The 17,415-nt window shown below is 71.7% G+C and carries 16 protein-coding genes, 1 tRNA gene and 1 pseudogene; 16 read left to right on the forward strand and 2 right to left on the reverse strand.

The features are described 5' to 3' along the window. Positions 1–310: 310 nt before the first annotated feature. From OG242_RS29290 to OG242_RS29345, 12 genes and pseudogenes are all read left to right on the forward strand, one after another. Complete coding sequence (locus OG242_RS29290; protein ID WP_405901009.1) at positions 311–2,203, forward strand: ATP-binding protein; 1,893 nt, start codon at positions 311–313, stop codon at positions 2,201–2,203. 7 nt (positions 2,204–2,210) lie between these two features. Then, the gene (locus OG242_RS29295; RefSeq protein WP_405901010.1) at positions 2,211–2,645 is read left to right on the forward strand and encodes a roadblock/LC7 domain-containing protein; all 435 of its coding nucleotides are present in this window, start codon (positions 2,211–2,213) and stop codon (positions 2,643–2,645) included. Between the two features lie 2 nt (positions 2,646–2,647). Further along, positions 2,648–3,019 (forward strand): DUF742 domain-containing protein, encoded by a 372-nt coding sequence (locus tag OG242_RS29300; RefSeq protein WP_361021156.1) that lies wholly within the window; start codon positions 2,648–2,650, stop codon positions 3,017–3,019. Then, positions 2,997–3,722 (forward strand): GTP-binding protein, encoded by a 726-nt coding sequence (locus OG242_RS29305; protein ID WP_405901011.1) that lies wholly within the window; start codon positions 2,997–2,999, stop codon positions 3,720–3,722. Before OG242_RS29300 ends, OG242_RS29305 begins: the two co-directional genes overlap by 23 nt. Further along, on the forward strand, positions 3,719–4,306 hold the full coding sequence (locus OG242_RS29310; RefSeq protein WP_405901012.1) for a GAF domain-containing protein: 588 nt from the start codon (positions 3,719–3,721) through the stop codon (positions 4,304–4,306). The genes OG242_RS29305 and OG242_RS29310 overlap by 4 nt, the downstream gene beginning before the upstream one ends. A 162-nt stretch (positions 4,307–4,468) precedes the next feature. Further along, a complete protein-coding gene (locus tag OG242_RS29315) occupies positions 4,469–4,813 on the forward strand; it encodes a hypothetical protein (RefSeq protein ID WP_405901013.1) in 345 nt (114 codons plus the stop codon). A gap of 47 nt (positions 4,814–4,860) precedes the next feature. After that, a pseudogene (locus tag OG242_RS29320) lies at positions 4,861–5,103 on the forward strand (M1 family peptidase); the annotation flags it as partial. A gap of 51 nt (positions 5,104–5,154) precedes the next feature. Then, on the forward strand, positions 5,155–5,934 hold the full coding sequence (locus OG242_RS29325) for a M1 family aminopeptidase (protein WP_405901014.1): 780 nt from the start codon (positions 5,155–5,157) through the stop codon (positions 5,932–5,934). A gap of 208 nt (positions 5,935–6,142) precedes the next feature. Beyond that, on the forward strand, positions 6,143–6,424 hold the full coding sequence (locus OG242_RS29330) for a hypothetical protein (protein WP_405901761.1): 282 nt from the start codon (positions 6,143–6,145) through the stop codon (positions 6,422–6,424). Positions 6,425–6,543: 119 nt separating this feature from the next. Next, positions 6,544–6,617, forward strand: a tRNA-Pro gene (locus OG242_RS29335). A gap of 357 nt (positions 6,618–6,974) precedes the next feature. Then, on the forward strand, positions 6,975–8,456 hold the full coding sequence (locus tag OG242_RS29340) for a DHA2 family efflux MFS transporter permease subunit (protein WP_405901015.1): 1,482 nt from the start codon (positions 6,975–6,977) through the stop codon (positions 8,454–8,456). A gap of 110 nt (positions 8,457–8,566) precedes the next feature. Then, positions 8,567–9,169, forward strand: coding sequence for an HAD family hydrolase (locus OG242_RS29345; protein WP_405901016.1), 603 nt, complete (start codon positions 8,567–8,569; stop codon positions 9,167–9,169). Positions 9,170–9,260: 91 nt separating this feature from the next. On the opposite strand, the gene OG242_RS29350 is transcribed toward OG242_RS29345, so the two are convergent. Next, the gene (locus tag OG242_RS29350) at positions 9,261–10,319 is read right to left on the reverse strand and encodes a LacI family DNA-binding transcriptional regulator (RefSeq protein ID WP_405901017.1); all 1,059 of its coding nucleotides are present in this window, start codon (positions 10,317–10,319) and stop codon (positions 9,261–9,263) included. 249 nt (positions 10,320–10,568) lie between these two features. On the opposite strand from OG242_RS29350, the gene OG242_RS29355 reads away from it, so the two are divergent. From OG242_RS29355 to OG242_RS29370, 4 genes are all read left to right on the forward strand, one after another. After that, positions 10,569–11,942, forward strand: a complete 1,374-nt coding sequence (locus tag OG242_RS29355) for an extracellular solute-binding protein (RefSeq protein ID WP_405901018.1) — start codon at positions 10,569–10,571, stop codon at positions 11,940–11,942. Positions 11,943–11,964: 22 nt separating this feature from the next. Continuing rightward, positions 11,965–12,900: a carbohydrate ABC transporter permease gene (locus OG242_RS29360; protein ID WP_405901019.1), complete on the forward strand. Its 936-nt coding sequence runs from the start codon at positions 11,965–11,967 to the stop codon at positions 12,898–12,900. Between the two features lie 2 nt (positions 12,901–12,902). Continuing rightward, entirely contained in the window at positions 12,903–13,802 is a 900-nt protein-coding gene (locus tag OG242_RS29365; RefSeq protein WP_405901020.1) for a carbohydrate ABC transporter permease, read from the forward strand. Positions 13,803–13,867: 65 nt separating this feature from the next. Further along, a complete protein-coding gene (locus OG242_RS29370; protein WP_405901021.1) occupies positions 13,868–15,691 on the forward strand; it encodes a glycoside hydrolase family 2 protein in 1,824 nt (607 codons plus the stop codon). Between the two features lie 48 nt (positions 15,692–15,739). On the opposite strand, the gene OG242_RS29375 is transcribed toward OG242_RS29370, so the two are convergent. Next, positions 15,740–17,158, reverse strand: coding sequence for an RICIN domain-containing protein (locus tag OG242_RS29375; RefSeq protein WP_405901022.1), 1,419 nt, complete (start codon positions 17,156–17,158; stop codon positions 15,740–15,742). Positions 17,159–17,415: the final 257 nt, after the last annotated feature.

Genomic DNA, 17,415 nt, shown 5'->3' on the forward strand with positions numbered 1-17,415 from the left:
GCCGGGTGCACGCCCCTTCGACTGACGTCGAGGGGGCTCTCTCGCGTGCGGGAACCGCGACCGCCCCGGAATCCGGCCCGCGGGAATCGGTCGCCCGTACGAGCGCTCATACCAGAGCGGGACGGATGGCGGGCAAGTTCCACAACTGCCCATCGCGGCCGCACTTCTCGCGACTACCGTGTGTGCCCGGTGATCAACGGTGGGCTCATATTCTCCGGGCCTGCCCGGCCGATGACCCGAGAATGCCCGACCACCGTAGGTGCCACCACATGAACGCAGATGTCTGGGGCCCCACGTACCGAGGACGCTGATGTCTCAACTTCGCGCACCCGACGCGCGACCGGAACGACGAGAGGGCGGGCGGCACGGCCGACCGGGTGCCCGTTCCCACTCGGCCGCGGCCCGACCGCGCGCCGCACGCCCGGCCCCCGAGGCGCGCATACGCCCTCAACTCCTGCGCACGGCCGTGCTGCCGGCCCTCGCGGTCGCCCTCGCCGGCGCCGCGGCCGTCATCTTCACCGCCCGCGCGGGCCATGCCCGGCCGTCCACCGAGCTCTGGATCGCCCTGGGCGCCGCCGGCGCACTGACGTCCGGCGCGATCGGTGCCGCCTTCCTGGCCGCCAACCGGGCCGCCACCACGGTCCTCGGCCGCTGCCTCGCGCTGCGCCGGACCAGCGTCCAGGGCCAGGCCGAACTGGTACGCGTCGTCGAGCAGCTGCGCAACGGCGAGCCCGTGCCCGCCCGGCGCGCCCCGCAGAACCCGCTGCCCGGTGGCGACCCCTTCGAGCTGCTGGCCCAGGAGATGGCCCGCCAGCAGGAGGCGGCCGTGGCCGCCGTCGTGGACGCCTCCCGGCTCTCCGAGCCCAGCGGCGGCGGCGACGACCAGAAGGTCGAGGTCTTCGTCAATCTCGCCCGGCGCCTCCAGTCGCTCGTGCACCGCGAGATCCAGCTGCTCGACGAGCTGGAGCACGAGGTCGAGGACCCGGACCTGCTCAAGGGCCTCTTCCACGTCGACCACCTGGCCACCCGTATCCGCCGCCACGCCGAGAACCTCGCCGTCCTCGGCGGCGCCGTCTCACGCCGCCAGTGGAGCAACCCCGTCACCATGACCGAGGTGCTGCGCTCCGCGATCGCCGAGGTCGAGCAGTACCCCCGGGTCAAGCTCGTCCCCCCGATCGACGGCACCCTGCGCGGGCACGCCGTCGCCGACGTCATCCACCTCCTCGCCGAACTCGTCGAGAACGCCACGGTGTTCTCCGCGCCGCACACCCAGGTGCTCCTGCGCGCCCAGCACGTCACCGCCGGACTCGCCCTGGAGGTCGAGGACCGCGGACTCGGCATGCCGGGCGACGAGCAGAAGCGGATGAACGCCCTGCTCGCCGACCCCGACCAGGTCAATGTCGCCCGCCTCCTCCAGGACGGCAGGATCGGTCTGTTCGTGGTCGCCTCGCTGGCCCGGCGGCACGGCATCGCCGTACGGCTGCAGAGCAACATCTACGGAGGCACCCAGGCCGTCCTGGTCCTCCCGCAGACCCTGCTCGGCGCAGACGACGGCGCCTCCGGACGCACCGGCGAGACCCCGGTCCCGCCCGCCGGGCCCGTACACCGCCCGCCGCCCCTGGAGGACGGCCCGGCACGCAGCGGCCCGGCACCGAGCGGCCCGGCGCCCGCCCCCGAGCCGGAGCGCCGGCCCTACGTCCCCACCCAGCAGCAGCCCCGCCCGCAGCGCACCGCGCCGCAGCCGGGCCGCCAGGACGAGGCCCCGCCCCTTCCCCTGCGCGCCGAGCGCGTGGACCGGCCGGCCGACGATGCGCCGCCCGCCCCCCGGTCCGACGAGGGGGCCGCGCCGGCAGCCACCGCGAACCGGCCGTCGCTCCCCAAGCGCGCCAACCAGGAACACCTGGTCCCGCAGCTCAGGGAGGCCCCGGCCCCGAGGTCCGAGGACGAGCCCGTCCTCCACGATCCCGGGCTCGTCGCCGCCTTCCGGCGCGGCATCGACCTCGCCGACGCGCGCGCCGAGTCCGAGCAGGAGCCCGCGCCGGAGGCCCCGGCCGGTACCACGCGCACGACGACGGCCGCGCAGCTGGGAGCACCGTCCCGGCCGCTCCCCGTCCGGGGCGCGGCCGCACCCGCGCAACTGCACGGAGCCGGGGCGTACCCCGGCGCCCACGACCCGCTCGAAGCGAACCCCACCAAGGAGTAGATGCACCATGGCGACCGAAATGCCGTCCGGTCAGGTCTCGGACCTCGACTGGCTGCTGAGCGGCCTGGTCCAGCGCGTGCCGTACACCCGCAGTGCCGTCCTGCTCTCCGCCGACGGGCTGGTGAAGTCCCTGCACGGGATGGACGCCGACAGCGCCGACCACATGGCGGCGCTCGCGGCCGGCCTCTACTCGCTGGGCCGCAGCGCCGGAGCGAGGTTCGGGGACAACGGAGAGGTCCGCCAGGTGGTCGTGGAGCTCGACTCGACGCTGCTCTTCGTCGCCACCGCGGGCTCCGGCACCTGTCTCGCCGTGCTGGCCGGCCGCAACGCCGACGCCGCCGTGCTCGGTTACGAGATGGCCATGCTGGTCAAGAGCGTGCGGCCCTACCTCATGACCCCGGTGAGACAGGCGGCCGCGACTCCGGGCGGCTCGGCACTGTGAGCATGGCGGTCACCCAGGACGGGCCGCTGCTCGACGACGCGGCGGGCCGCCTCATCCGCCCCTACACGGTGAGCAACGGCCGTACCCGTCCCACGGCCGTCCTCGACCTGCTCTCCCTGGTGATGGCCACCGGGTCCGTCCCGCAGACCCACCTCGGCCCCGAGCACTCGGTGGCCCTGGGACTGTGCGAGGGACCCACGTCGGTGGCCGAGATCGCCGCACACCTGAGGCTGCCCGCCGTCGTGACCAAGGTCCTCCTCTCCGACCTGGTCGACTGCGGCGCCGTCACCGCGCACGCACCCGCCTTCCATGACACGCCCACCGACCGACATCTGCTGGAGGCAGTGCTCGATGGCTTACGACGACAGCTCTGACGGCTACGGCTACCCGGACGGCTCCGGCTATGGCTACGGTTACGCGGACGACGGCTCAGGAGGCGGGTACGCGCAGGAGACCGCCACTGCCGAGTACATGGCCGCGCCCGAAGGCTTCCCCGTCGCGCTCAAGGTGCTGGTGGCGGGCGGCTTCGGCGTCGGCAAGACGACGTTCGTCGGCGCGGTCAGCGAGATCGCACCGCTGAGCACGGAAGAGCTGCTGACCCAGGCGAGCGCCGCGACCGACAGCCTGGAGGGCGTCGAGTCGAAGACCTCCACCACCGTGGCGATGGACTTCGGCCGCATCACGCTCGACGAACAGCACGTGCTCTACCTGTTCGGCACACCGGGCCAGGAACGCTTCTGGTTCATGTGGGACGAGCTCTCGCAGGGCGCGCTGGGAGCGGTGGTGATCGCCGACACCCGCAGGCTGGAGGAGTGCTTCGCCGCCGTCGACTTCTTCGAACGGCGCGGCATCGGGTTCGTCGTGGCCGTCAACGAGTTCGACGGCGCCTACCGCTACGGCCCCGAGGAGGTACGGGCCGCGCTCGACCTGTCCCCCGAGGTGCCGGTCGTGCTGTGCGACGCCCGCATGGCCAGCTCCGGCACCGGCACCCTGGTGACGTTGGTCCAGCACCTGATCAACGCCACCGACGCCGCCGTGCCGCTGCCCGGGCCCGCCGGATTCGGGGCCCGGCGGTGATCCCGCACGCCGCCGGGCGGCTGCTGCTGACGCCCGTCGACAGCGACGCGCCCGCCCGTACGCGGCGGCTGCGCAGCCTCGGCCTGGGTGAGCGGGACGACGCCTCGTTCGACAACTTCGACGCCTTCGCCGACCGGGTGGCCGAAGTGACGGACGTGCCGTTCTCGATGGTCAACTTCATCGACGGGAACCGGCAGTTCTACGCGGGACTGCACACCCCCGCGGGCACCCGCCGGGGCTCGGACCTGGGCGCTACCGCGGCGGGCAGCGGCAGCAGTGGCCGGTACGTGGCCCTCGACCACGGCTACTGCCCGCATGTGGTCGTCCGCCGCAAGGCCCTGGTGCTCGAGGACGTCTGCGACTACCCCCGGTTCGCGGGCAACCCGGTCGTCGACGACATAGGCATCCGCTCCTATCTGGGGGCGCCGCTCATCGACCGTACCGGGATCGCGCTGGGCGCCGTCTGCGCCGTGGACACCGTGCCCCGCCCCTGGGGGAGGGCGGGGCTCGACACCATCAAGTCGCTGGCGCAGGAGCTCGTCGGGCACCTCCACCGCAGGGAGGACCACACCTTCGGCTTCTGATCAGACCTCGACCGTGCGGCCGTCCAGGAAACCCAGCGTCACCGCGTCCGCCTGGAGTACACGCTCATCAACTACGGCGTCGAGGGTGGTCAAGGACTACCTGGCCAAGGGCGGCGAGAAGGCCCGCGGCGAGTTCGAGGAAGCCTTCCAGAAGGGGAAGAAGTGACCACCCGGCGCTCGGTCCTCGCACTCGGCACCGCCGCCGCGGCGGCAGCCGTCACCGTCCCCGCCCTCGGTACGCCCGCCGTCGCCCGGCCGCACGGCTTCCACCCGGAGCCCGGCTCCGACGGCGTCGGCGACCCGCTGTTTCCCACCCTCGGCAACGGCGGCTACCAGGTCACCCACTACGACCTCACCTTCGACTTCACCCCGGTGACGTACGACTTCACCGCCACGGTGAAGATCAGCGCCCGGGCCACCCAGGACCTGTCCGCCTTCAACCTCGACACCGACGGCCACACCATCGACGCCGTCACCGTCGCCGGCCCCCCGCCACCTGGCAGCTGAGCGCCGGCCGGAGCGGCCAGGAACTGACCGTCACCCCGGCCCGCCCGATCCGCGACCACCAGGCGTTCACCGCGGAGATCCGCTACCGCGGCAACGGCAAGGCACCCCGGCTGGGCCTCACCGGCTGGCGGTTCGGCAGCGACGGCGGCTTCGCCTCGGCCGCCCAGTCCTCCCGCGCCGACACCTTCCTGCCCTGCAACGACACCCCCTCCGACAAGGCGACGTGGACGTTCCACATCAGCGCCCCCGAAGGCTTCGTCGCCACCGCCAACGGCGAGCCGACCCACCGCACCGAGCGCGCCGACGGCTCCACGGTCTGGCACTTCGCCCTCCGCGAGCGCATGGCCACCGAACTCATCGGCATCGCCGTGGTCAAGGGCACCTACCTCTACGGCAACAGCCACCGCGGCCTGCCCCTGCGCCACATCGTCCCGCAGGGCAAGGAGGACACGTACGCCCCGGTCGTCGCCCGCACCGCCGACCATCTCGCCTGGCTGGAGGCGAAGTTCGGCCGCTACCCGTTCTCCGTCTACGGGGTGCACATCTACGACGGCTACACCGACGCGCTGGAGAACCAGACCCTCTCGCTCTTCGGCACCAACTGGTTCAAGCTCAACGCCCAGGGGCAGCCCGGCTACGAGACCACCATGGTCCACGAGCTCGTCCACCAGTGGTTCGGCGACTCCGTCACCCCGCACGACTGGCAGCAGGCCTGGCTCAACGAGGGCCCCGCCGTCTACTACGCCGGCCTGTACGGCGAGGAGCGCGGCTGGTCCGTCCTCGCGGACAAGATGAAGGCCACCTACGAGAAGCTCGACGCCGTCCGTGCCGCCGACGGCCCGCCCGGACTCCCTGAGGCGCTCGGCGGCACCAACATCTACGACGGCGGCGCCCTCGTCCTCTACGCCCTGAACCAGCGCATCGGCCGGCGGTCCTTCGACACGGTCATGCGCGAGTGGGTGAAGCGCTTCAAGGACTCCACGTACACCTCCGAGCAGTTCATCCGGCACACCGTCGACGTCACACGCGACCGCTCCCTCGACCCGTTCCTGCGCGACTGGCTCTTCGGAGCCGTCAACCCGCCCATGCCCGGCCACCCCGACTGGAAGGCCACCGCGTGAACCGCACCCTGAACGTCGTACGAGCCACCGCCGCGTCCGCCACCGCGGCCCTCCTGACCGCCCTGCTCGCGGCCCCGGCCGGCGCCCTCGGCGTCGCCGCCCGCGCGGCGCCCACGGCGGCCCGGTCGAGCAGCTGCGCACCGACCTGGCCCGCACCGGCACGGCCACCCAGTCGTCCACCGACGGCACGGCCGACGCCGCCCTGGCCCTGGACGCGGACACCAGCACCGACACCCGCGCACTCGCCGAGGACGGCGCCTGGTGGCAGGTGGACCTCGGGGCCACCCGGCACATCCGCCAGGCAGAGGTCTGGAACGACGCCTCCGCCGCCACGGCCGACTTCGACATCGTCACCGACGACGGCACGGTCCACGTCAGCGGCAAGGCCCTGCGCCCCACCGTCGTGAACCTGGACGGCCGGACCCGCACGGTACGGATCGTGAAGACCGGCCCGGGCCGGGTCGCCCTCTCCCAGGTACTGATCCACTGAGGGTGTCCGTGCGGACACGCAGGGCGTCGGCAGGGAAAGGCGTTCGTGACCACCCGATGAAGTGCGGTATTGTTCTCATGCGCGTTCGGCCAGGGGGAAACCCCAGGTCAGGCGGGCATCGGGACGTGGCGCAGCTTGGTAGCGCACTTGACTGGGGGTCAAGGGGTCGCAGGTTCAAATCCTGTCGTCCCGACTGGTGACAGTCGTAGATCGAGGGCCGGTCTCGGAGAAATCCGAGACCGGCCCTCTGTTCTGCGTCGGCGCCGAAAAGGAGAGGAATTCGCCGCGTCCGGGCCGTAGGGTCGTGGGGTCGACCGGGACGGCCCGCCGTCATCCGCCGCTGGTACATTCAGGCCCATAACGGGTCAGAGGAACCCCGCGCCGGCGATCCGCCCGTTGTGGACCGCACCCCGGTCGAGTTCGGGCCGTGCCATGGGCGCAGAATTCTTCTCACATTCGCCGGAGCGCTTCGCCGCCGGCCGGGGGGTTGTATGCGTCGACCGGTCAAGCGACATGGGGCAGTTCCGTCTCTTCTCCGAAAGGTTGAGTCATGACCACGTCGCAACGGATTGAGTCGAGCCCTCCAGGGGGCTCCTCCAGCGACAAGCTCGACAGCAAGGTCCTCCTCGTCGCCGGCGTAGTCGTGCTCGGCGGGATCATGTCCATTCTGGACATCACCGTGGTCTCGGTCGGACTCCAGACGTTCCAGAAGGAGTTCCAGGCGACCTCGGCCCAGGTGGCCTGGACGATGACCGGCTACACGCTGGCATTGGCGAGCGTCATCCCGCTGACCGGCTGGGCCGCCGACAGGTTCGGGACAAAACGTCTCTATCTGCTCGCGGTCGCGCTGTTCGCGGCTGGGTCGGCGCTGTGCGCGGCTGCCACTTCCCTTGAGATGCTGGTCGCGTTCCGGGTCGTTCAAGGGCTGGGCGGCGGCATGCTGATGCCGCTCGGCATGACGATTCTGACGCGCGCCGCCGGCCCCGAGAGGGTCGGCCGTGTGATGGCCGTTCTCGGTATCCCCATGCTGCTCGGTCCGATCTTCGGTCCCATTCTGGGTGGTTGGCTGATCGACCACGCATCCTGGCACTGGATCTTTCTGATCAACCTGCCGATCGGCGCGATAGCCCTGGTGTACGCGGCGCTCGTGCTGCCCAAGGACAACGTGGAGCCGTCCGAGACCTTCGACTGGGTGGGCGTGCTGCTGCTCTCGCCCGGCCTGGCGACCTTCCTGTACGGCGTCTCGTCCATCCCGGAGACCGGCACGGTCTGGGCCGCCAAGGTGCTGGTGCCCGCGATCATCGGCCTGGTGCTCCTCGCCGCGTTCGTTCCCTGGGCGCTGCGGCCCAGCAACATCCACCCGCTGATCGATCTGCGGCTCTTCCAGAACCGCGGCCTGAGCGTCGCCGTGATCGCCATGTCGCTGTTCGCCATGGCCTTCTTCGGCGCCAGCCTGCTGTTCCCGCTCTACTTCCAGCAGGTGCGCGGGGAGTCGGCGTTCGACGCCGGGCTGCTCCTCGCTCCGCAGGGCATCGGCGCGATGATCACCATGCCGATCGCGGGGATGCTCGCCGACCGCATCGGCCCCGGCAAGATCGTCATCACCGGCATCGCGGTCATCACCGTCGGCATGGGCATGTTCACCCAGCTCACCGCTGACACCTCGTACGCCTACATCATCACCGCGCTCGCCATCATGGGCCTCGGCATGGGTGCCTCCATGATGCCGATCATGGCGTCGGCGCTGGCCACCCTGCGGGAGCACACGGTGGCCCGGGGTTCGACCCTGATGAACATCGTCCAGCAGGTGGCCGCCTCGATCGGTACCGCCCTGTTCTCGGTGCTCCTCACCAACGGCATCAAGGACATCACCGCGACCACCCCCACCGGCATCAAGGACCAGATGGGCGACGCGTTCGCCTCGGTGTTCCTGGTGGCGGCCATCCTGGTCGCCCTGTGCCTCGTCCCCGCCTTCCTGCTGCCCCGCAAGAAGATCAAGGCCGCGGACCCCAGCGCCATGATGGGCCACTGATCTCGAAGCAGGTGACCTGATCGAGGCCCGGCCCCGGAGAGATCCGGGACCGGGCCTCGGTCGTTTTCGGGGGAGGGCCCGGCCCGGCGCGATGGGCTAGGTTGCCATGCGTGAAGCCACGGGTGTTCCTCTTCGATCTCGGCGGTGTCGTGTGCCGCTTCCACCGCGAACGCCGACTGGAACACCTCGGCGAGGCCTGCGGCGTGCCCGCGCGGCGCGTCGAGGAGGAGCTCTACGCCGCGGGGCTGATCTCCGCCTGGGACCGCGGCGAGGGGAGCGCCGACGACGTGGAGGGGGAGATCCGGCGGCGCCTCGGCTTCGCCGGTACGTCCGACGAGCTGCGCCGCGTCTGGTGCGGGGCGTTCGAGCCCGATCCTGACGTCCTTGCCGCGGTCGACCTCGTCCGGGCGCATCCGACGGCGCTGTTCACGGACAACGACGCGTTGCTGCGCGCCGCCCTGCCCGACCGGCTGCCCGAGGTGAACGACCGCTTCGACGTACTCGCCTTCTCGTGCGCGCTCGGTGCGACCAAGCCGGCCGGGGAGGCCTTCGCGGGCGCGCTCGGCCTGCTCGGCGCCACCGCGGGCGAGGCGTTCTTCGTGGACGACCGCGAGGCCAACGTCCGGGCGGCCCGCGAGCTGGGGCTGACCGCGGTGCTCTTCGAGGGCGGGGCCGCGCTCCGGCGCACGCTGGACCAGCTGCTCGCCGGCTGAGCCGCCCGGGGCGGGACGCCTCCGCCGCTCACCGAACCCGCACGGAGCCGGTCGCCGAGGACCAGCACCGGAGGAGGGGCGCCCCCGCCGCTCACCACACCCCGTCGCGCCCGCCCGCCCCCTCCGTGGACTCGCGCAGGACGAGCCGGTGCGCCACGACGCGGTCCTGCGGAGACACCGCGGACGGGGCGTCCGCTCCCTCGGGGCGTGTGGCCTCGTCGATGCGGCGCAGGAGCAGGTCCACCGCGACCCGGGCCACCGCCTCCTTGTCCGGGGCGACCGTGCTCAGGGACGGCACGCTGAACCGGCCGCCCTCCACGTCGTCGAAGCCGATCACCGCCACGTCCTCGGGGATCCGTGCCCCGTACCCGTGCAGCGCGCGCAGCGCACCCAGCGCCAGCTGGTCGTTGAGGCACAGCAGGGCGTCCGGCCGGACGCCCTGGGCCAGCACCCGGTGCACCGCGTCGGCGCCGTCGGCCATGTGGAACGCCTCCACCGGGAGCAGCGACGCCGGGTCGTACGGCACGCCCGCCGCGGCCAGTGCGCGGCGGAAGCCCCGGGTGCGCGCCTGGGCGGTGCCGACGCAGCCGTCGTCCCGGCCGCCGACGGTGAGGATGCGCCGGCGGCCCAGGGCGAGCAGGTGCGCGGTGGCCTCGTGGGCCGCGCGTTCGTTGTCGATCGCCACATGGTCCGCGCCCTCGTTGAGCAGCTCGCCGAGCAGGACGGTCGGCGGCGGCCCGGTGTGGGCGCGCAGGTCGTCCGGCGCGAGGGCGAGCGGGCTGAGGATGACACCGTCCACGAAGTCCGAGCCGAATCCGGCCAGGGCGGCCTTCTCGCGTTCCCGGTCGGCGCCGGACTGGTGGATCAGCACGGTCAGGGAGCGCTTTTCGGCCTCCCGGACGATGTGCCGGGCGAGCTCGGCGAAGTACGGGACGTCGAGTTCGGGCACCACCAGGGCGATGATGCCGGTGCGTCCGCTGCGCAGATGGCGGCCGGCGAGGTTGATGCGGTAGCCGAGGTGGTCGATGGCCTCCTGCACCACGCGTCGCGTCCGGTCGGACACGTGCACATAGTCGTTGAGCACGTTGGAGACCGTTTTCTCCGACACCCCCGCGTGCCGTGCGACGTCCTTGATCCTCGGTCGTGCCACCCGTGACTCCCCACCCTCGGTCCGCGCCGAGTCTATGCCGTGGACTCCGGCTGCCCGGGACGGATGGGCGGTGCATCCGGCACAGGTGATGACCCAGCTCTTTACAGCCAATGTACATCGATGTAAAAACAGGTCACCGCATCGGGAGACCGACGCGGACCACCCCGATGTGCACGGGCGGCCGACGGCTGCCGTGCCGATGGCGCCTGCCGTCGGCCGGGCACGTCGTCCGGCGTCGAAAGGTCAGTGATGAACTCTGTACCTCCCGCACGAGGGCTGCCCGGAGCCCGGTATCCGGACCGGTCGCCCGGCATCGGCCGCCGTGAGCTGCTGCGGTACGGCACCGCAGGGACGGCGGCGCTGCTGGCGGCGGGCCCGCTCACCGGCTGTGCCTCGCCGGCCCGCGCCGGTGAGGCGTCCGCGCTGAAGGTCTGGGACCTGTTCCAGGGCGGCGACGGCATGCTCATGGACGAGATGATCGTCGCGGTCTCGAAGGGCGCCGACGGCTTCGACGTGGACCGCACGATCCTTGACTGGGGCCCGTCGTACTACACAAAACTGGCCATGTCCGCCGCCGGCGGCCGGGCCTCCGACGTCGCGGTGATGCACCTGTCACGGCTGCCCGGATACGCCCCCGGCGGACTGCTCGACCCGCTCGACCTGGACGTCCTCGCCGAGTTCGGCGTCGGCGAGAAGGACTTCGCGCCCGCCGTGTGGAAACGGGCCCAGCACCAGGGCACGGTCTACGCGGTCCCCCTGGACGTCCACCCCTTCATCGTCTTCTACGACAAGGACGTGGCCGGCAAGGCCGGACTGCTCGACTCCTCCGGCCACCTGGCGCCGATGGGCTCGCCCGACGCGTTCCTGGACGCCGGCAAGAAGCTCGCCGAGATCACCGGCAAGTCCGGCGTGCTCTTCGGACACGTCACCGACACCGCCCAGAGCTGGCGCCAGTTCGCCGCGCTGTACGCCCAGACCGGGGCCTCCTTCACGCTGCCCGACGGCGGGCCGCCGAAGATCGACATCGACGCCGCGGTGAAGGTCGTCACCTTCATGAAGCAGCTCTTCGACGGCCGCACCAACCCCGACAACCTCGACTACAACGGCGCGATGGCCGCCTTCATGGACGGCCGCGGCGGCATGATCATGGCGGGGGAGTGGGAGCTGCCCACGTTCCGGAAGTCCGGCATCAAGCACCTGGGCGCGGCCCCCTTCCCACAGGTCTTCGCCCGCCCGGCCGTCTACGCCGACTCGCACAGCTTCGTCCTGCCGCACCAGGACGACCCCGACCCCGCCCGGCGCCGCGAGGCCCACCGGTACATCGCCGAGATCGTCAAACAGAGCCTGACCTGGGCGAGCGCCGGCCACATCCCCGCCTATCTGCCGGTGCAGGCCCGCCCCGAGTACGCGAAGCTCGACCCCCAGTCGTCCTACGCGGCCGCCGGCGAGATCGCCGTGCTCGACCCGCCGAACTGGTTCGCCGGAGCCGGCGGCAACTTCCAGAACCGCATGTGCCAGCCGCTCCAGTCGGCGCTGCTGGGCAACACCTCCGCCGAGAAGGCGGTACGGCAGATGGTCCGCGAGGCGGACACGCTGCTGCGCCGGCCCAACCCGGTCGCCTGACGACAGCCGAAGGAGCCGCATCGTGACCACCACCGCGCCCGCCGGAGCCGCGGCGCCCCCGCAGCCCCCCTCCGCGACACCGGCCGCCCCCGGGCGCCGCCGCTCGCTGACCCGGGGCGGCGGGCTGTTCGTCCTGCCGTTCCTGGTCGTGTTCGCGCTCTTCCTGGTCTGGCCCGTCGTCCAGGGCCTCTGGATGAGCCTCACCGACGCCTCGCTCAGCCTGCGCGGCACCGAGTTCGTCGGATTCGCCAACTACACCGAGGCGTTCGGGGACCCGGACGTCTGGAGCAGCCTCGGCAACACCGTCTTCTTCACCGTCATCTCCTGCGTACCGCTCGTCCTGGTCGCCCTCGGCATGGCGCTGCTCGTACACAGCGGACTGGCCGGCCAGTGGGTGTGGCGGCTGGCCTACTTCGCCCCGTACCTGCTGCCGGTCACGGTGGTCACGCTCATCTGGACGTGGCTCTACCAGCCCGACATCGGCCTCGGCAACCAGCTGCTGACCTCGCTCGGCATGGAGCCCGTCGGCTGGCTCTCCGACGAGTCGGTGGCGATGTGGTCGGTCGCCGCCCTCACCGTCTGGTGGACCGTCGGCTTCAACTTCCTGCTCTACCTGGCCGCCCTGCAGTCCCTGCCCGTCACCTACGACGAGGCCGCCGCGCTCGACGGCGCGGGCGCCTGGCGGCGGCTGTGGTCCGTCACCCTGCCGCAGCTGCGCCACACCACCGTGCTGGTCGCGATGCTCCAGGTCCTCGCGTCCCTCAAGGTGTTCGACCAGATCTACATCCTCACCAAGGGCGGCCCCAACGGCTCGACCCGCCCGATCCTGGAGTACGTCTACGACGTCGGGTTCACCGGATACCGGCTCGGCTACGCCTCCGCGGTCAGCTACATCTTCTTCGCCATCGTCATCGTCGTCTCCGTCCTGCAACTCCGCTTCTTCCGTCAGGAGGGCTGACCGTGTCCGCCATCTCCACCCCCGTGCGCCGGCCGCGCCGGCCACGCCGCGAGGAGTCCGGCTCGCCCCTGCTGCTCGGCCACGGACGGCTGCCCCGGGCGCTCGCCGGGACCGCGCTGACCGTGCTCGCCATCGCCTGGCTGCTGCCCTTCGCGTGGGCGGTCGCCACCTCGCTGCAGAGCGAGCAGGACGTGATGAAGTCGGGCCTCTCGCCGTTCAAGGGAGCCTTCACGCTCTCCGCGTACCGGCAGATCCTGGAGCGCGGCAACGTACCGACCTGGGCGTTCAACAGCCTGCTCATCTCCGTCCTGGTCACCCTGCTCACCACGGCCGTCTCCACGCTCGCCGCGTACGGATTCTCCCGCGGTACCTTCCGCGGTCGCCGGACCCTGCTCGCGATCACCGTCGCCGCGATCATGGTCCCGCCCCAGCTGCTGATCGTCCCGCTCTTCGAGCAGATGACGATGTTCCACCTGGTCGACACCTACGCGGCGGTCATCCTGCCGCAGGTGGTGGCGCCCATGATGGTGTTCATCCTGAAGCGCTTCTTCGACGCGATACCCCGCGAACTCGAGGACGCCGCCCGCATCGACGGTGCCTCCGAGCTGCGGGTCTTCACGTCCATCGTGCTCCCGCTGTCCCGGCCGATCGTCGTCGCCGTCGCGATCTTCGTGTTCATCGGTGCGTGGAACAACTTCATGTGGCCCTTCATCGTCACCAACGACCCGGACCTCATGACGCTCCCGGTCGGCCTCGCCACCGTCAAGGACGCGTACGGCATCCAGTACGCCCAGTCCATGGCGTCGGCCCTGCTGGCCGCGCTGCCGCTGATCGTGATGTTCCTGCTCTTCCAGCGGCGCATCGTCAGCTCCGTCGCCACCACCGGCCTCGGCGGCGGCTGACCCCGCCCGACTGTTCCTGCCCCGGCTTCCCGGCCGACCGCCACCACGATCCACCTGGAGTACCTGTGCACACCCCCTCCGTCCCCCGTCCGGAGTACCCGCGCCCGCAGTTCGTACGGCGCGACTGGCTCAACCTCAACGGGACCTGGCAGTTCGAGACCGACCAGGGGGACAGCGGTCTCGAACGGGGCCTCCTCGACCGCGAACTGACCGGCGAGATCCTCGTGCCCTTCGCCCCCGAGTCCGAGCTCTCCGGTGTCGGCGACACCGACTTCCTGGAGGCCGTCTGGTACCGGCGCCGGTTCACCCCGCCCGCCGGGTGGGCGGGCCGGCGGGTGCTGCTGCACTTCGGCGCCGTCGACCACGACACCACCGTCTGGGTGGACGGCACCGAAGCCGTACGCCACCGGGGCGGGTTCACCCCGTTCACCGCCGACCTCGGCGAACTCGTTCCGGCCGGCCGCGAGGTGGAGATCACCGTCCGGGCCCGCGACCCGAAGTCCGGCCCGCAGGCCCGCGGCAAGCAGGCGATCCAGTACGCCAACCACGACTGCAACTACACGCGCACGACCGGCATCTGGCAGACCGTCTGGGCCGAGCCGGTCCCCGACGCCCACCTGCGCCGCCCCCGCATCACCCCCGACCTGGCCGCCGGCGCCTTCCACCTGGAACTGCCCCTGTCCGCCAACCGCCCCGGCCACCGCGTGCGCGCCGTCCTCAGCGACGGCACCGGCGAGGTCTGCCGCGCCGAGGCCCGCGCCGACCTCGACCTCGCGCCCCGCCTGCACCTGGCCGTCCCGCAGGACCGGCGCCGCGAGTGGAGCCCCGAGGACCCCCACCTGTACGGGCTGCGCCTCGAGCTCCTCGGCCCCGACGGCGAAACCATCGACACCGTCGAGAGCTACGCGGGTCTGCGCGCCGTCTCCATCCGGGGCAAGGCTGTCCTCCTCAACGGCCGGCCCCGCTTCCAGCGCCTCGTCCTCGACCAGGGCTGGTACCCGGACGGGCTGATGACCGCCCCCACCGACGAGGCCCTGGTCCGGGACGTCGAGCTGGCCATGGAGGCCGGCTTCAACGGGGCCCGGCTGCACCAGAAGGTGTTCGAGGAGCGCTTCCTCTATCACGCGGACCGGCTCGGCTACCTGGTCTGGGGCGAGTTCGGCGACTGGGGCTGCGAGACCGGCGGTTCCTCCGGCGACAACCAGCGGCCCGACGCGTCCTTCGTCGCCCAGTGGCTCGAAGCCGTGGAACGCGACTACTCCCACCCCTCGATCGTCGGCTGGTGCCCGCTCAACGAGACGTACCAGAAGCTCCACGACCGGATCACGCAGCTCGACGACGTGACCCGCGCGATGTTCCTCGCCACCAAGGCCCTGGACACCTCGCGCCCCGTGATCGACGCCTCCGGGTACTCCCACCGGGTGCTGGAGACCGACATCTACGACTCGCACAGCTACGAGCAGGACCCGGCCGCCTTCCGGCGGCTGGTCTCCGGGCTCGCCAAGGGGGAGCCGTTCGTCAACGCCTACGAGAACGGCGCCGCGTACTCCCAGCCGTACCGGGGGCAGCCGTACTTCGTCAGCGAGTTCGGCGGGATCTGGTGGGACCCGGCGGCCGCCGCGGAGCAGTCCGGCAGCGACCGTACGGTCTCCTGGGGGTACGGCGACCGGGTGCGCACCGAGGACGAGTTCCACGAGAGGTTCGCGGGTCTGACCGGTGCGCTGTTGGAGGACCCGGACATGTTCGGTTACTGCTACACCCAGCTGACCGACGTCTTCCAGGAGCAGAACGGCGTCTACCGCTTCGACCGGGGCACCAAGCTGGACATCGCCCGCATACGGGAGGCCCAGCTGCGGCCCGCCGCGATCGAGGAGCCGGACGCCGGCTGACGGGTGAGGACGGATGCCCGCCCTCGCCGGGGCGGGCATCCGTGGGCGTCAGACCCGTTCGAGCCGCCAGAGCTGCGGCTGCTGGCCGTTGCAGGTCCACTGCTGTACGTTGCCGCCGGCGTTCCGTGAGTCGGCGGCCACGTCCAGGCAGTGGCCGCTGTTGGCGTTCACCAGCCGGTACCGCGCCCCGTCCACCACACCCGCCGCGTCACCGCTGCCGGTGACCGGGCCGGTGGCCACGTACGGGCGGCAGACGCCGCCGTCCCAGTCCGTCGCGATCTCCAGCACGGTGCGGCCGTCGGCCGAAGGCAGCAGCGGTGAGCTGTAGTTCGGGCAGTAGGTGGCGGTCGGCGCCGCGACCCGTACGGGGGCCTCGATCTCGTACCACGGGCCGGTGCCGTTCTCCGTGTTGGCGAGGATCGTGCGCCCGCTGTCGGCGGCGGGGGTGCCGTCGCGGTTCAGGAGCTGCTGGCCGATCAGGAGGAGCCGGCCGTTCGCGCCGCCGCCCGGCGCGGGGGCCCAGGCGATGGTGGGCGCGGCGCGGAAGTACTTGCCGTCCACGGTCTCCGGGCGGTAGCCGAGCGAGGCGGGGTCGCCCCAGTTCCAGCCGTCCGGGGAGGTCCGGTAGTGCACCACGCACTGGTACTGGCCGCCCGGATTGCAGATCTCGTAGCTCATGAAGTACGTGCCGTTCGGCAGCCGGCGCACCATGGGCATGCCCGGCCGGTCCGGCTCCCAGGAACTGGCGACCGTGTTGCGGCGGTCCTGCCAGCTGACCCCGTCGTAACTGCGGGCGGCGGCGAGCTTCTGGCTGTGCGCGGGGTCCGTCTCGTCGGCGTAGTGGCAGACGAGCGCCCCGTCGGCGGCGACGGAGAACTCCGGCTCCCACAGCCCGCCCGTGCCGTTCGCGGTGGCGCAGGTGGAGAGGTAGGACCAGGTCCGGCCCACGTCGTTGCTCCGCCAGACGCGCAGGGCCATGCGGCGGTTCTGCTCGTCCTGGCCCGAGGAGGCGGCCCACAGAAGGGTCCCGGGCGCCAACGCGCCCACCTGTCGGGGCATTTCAAACAGGGTGGAACAGCACAGGCCCTGTCCGCCCGCCGACTCCGGGTCGGCGACGCCGCCCACCTGCCGGAAGGTGGCTCCGCCGTCGGTGCTCTCGTGGATGGCACCGATGCCGTTGTTGCCGTTGAAGGTCACGACGCTCGCGAGCACCCGGCCGTTGGCGGCGCCGTTGTGCTCCAGCCGGATGGCCCTGGGATAGAGGCCGGTCCCGCTGCCGAGGGGCGTGCCGTTGGCCGTGGCGACGGCGGGTGCGGAGGGGGAGGCGGCAGGCGCGGCCGAAGCCGGGGCGAAGGACAGGCCGATGGCCGCGGCCAGGACCGGCGCGGCGGCGCGCGCCGCCCGGCGGGCGAGGCGGCGGGCTGGCGCGGGGGAGCGGTGGGATGCGGGTCTGGGGGGTCGGCGCAAGGAGAGCACGGGCTTCCTTCCTCGGGGCACGGAGGCGTGGGGGGTGGCCGAGTGGGGCTGCTGACGGCGAAACAGTAGAACCGCATGTACATCGATGTAAACAGGCGTGCACGCTTCCGCTTCAACGCCCTCGTCCGGCGCGCCCCGCCGCATGCCCGCGTGCAGCTCAGTACGGGCCCATGTCCGTACAAATGCTTGAGCCTGTGTGATCGGCGAGGATACAAAGGCGAAGATCAGGGGCGTCGTCCATCCGTCCC

It is taken from the genome of Streptomyces sp. NBC_00727, from assembly GCF_045161745.1.
GTDB lineage: Bacteria > Actinomycetota > Actinomycetes > Streptomycetales > Streptomycetaceae > Streptomyces.